Raw genomic sequence first — 876 nt, 5'->3', positions numbered from 1 at the left:
GACGACATGACCCCGGATCAAGCCTACTTCAACCTTCCGCCGCTCCGCGTGGCGGCCTAATCTCGGCAGAGGCTCCACTTATCGACGCGGAAAGTCTGTTCAGACAAGCGGGACCAGCTCTCTTGAGCAAAGAAAAGCTCTCTCTAAGGAACGATCAGACCTAGCAACACAGATCGCGCGACAATTTCATCTGCTAGAGACAAGGTGCACATCGGGCGAAGAGCTCGTTGCGGCTATAATGAAATGATAGAACGTCGAAAGCTGGAGCGCATCGATGTGGACGAGGTCGCCTACATTTCAGGCGACGGCGCAAGCCTACGCTGCCGCGTGGTCAACATGTCGGAAGAAGGGGCAGCAATTGAGCTTCCGTCGAAGCGGCACGTGAACTCCACATTCAAACTAATGCTCGAGAAAGATCGCGTCATCCGAAGTTGCCGACTAGTTTGGTCGAGTGGAAATCTTATCGGAGTCTCGTTCGAGGAACTTTGAGGCGGAGAAGAGTCATTTATATCTCTGCCCTAGAATGGAATTTTCGCGGTGCTTTTCCTGGCAGGGATGGGCGATGTCAAACAATAGACTGGAAATCCGTTCGTGGTCCCCCGAAGAAGAAGTGCAACTTCTTGCGCTATTCGACAGTGGCATGACTGCAAGCGAGATCGGCCGGCGGTTAGGCCGCACTCGCCTGGCGGTCTACGGTCGATTGCAACGCTTCCGTAAGCAGCAAGGTCGAGTAAGCCGCACTAGCGGACGTGTCTTCGCGCAGCGGGCCGGTTAGTCGTAACCGGCATGAGGCCCCCACCTCGCCATCGCGAGGTTCGCCTGCGATACAGCCTGGCATGAGCTGATCGGTGGAGGTGAAGCGATGGCAAATGCCAT

The 876-nt window shown here is 55.6% G+C and carries 2 protein-coding genes; one reads left to right on the top strand and one right to left on the bottom strand.

Annotation, left to right across the window (positions count from 1 at the left end; translation table 11 throughout):
- Positions 1–243 precede the first annotated feature (243 nt).
- A complete protein-coding gene (locus IVA82_RS04425; RefSeq protein ID WP_247381849.1) occupies positions 244–489 on the top strand; it encodes a PilZ domain-containing protein in 246 nt (81 codons plus the stop codon).
- 178 nt (positions 490–667) lie between these two features.
- Here the strand turns inward: IVA82_RS04425 and IVA82_RS04420 are convergent.
- Positions 668–876, bottom strand: a 209-nt coding sequence (locus IVA82_RS04420) for a hypothetical protein (RefSeq protein WP_247381847.1), incomplete at its 5' end; no start/stop codon positions are given.

The sequence above is a fragment of the Bradyrhizobium sp. 142 genome (genome assembly GCF_023074015.1).
In the GTDB taxonomy this organism is placed as follows: domain Bacteria; phylum Pseudomonadota; class Alphaproteobacteria; order Rhizobiales; family Xanthobacteraceae; genus Bradyrhizobium.
Note: the sequence above shows the minus strand (reverse complement) of the source record. Positions and strands in the feature narration are given on the sequence as shown.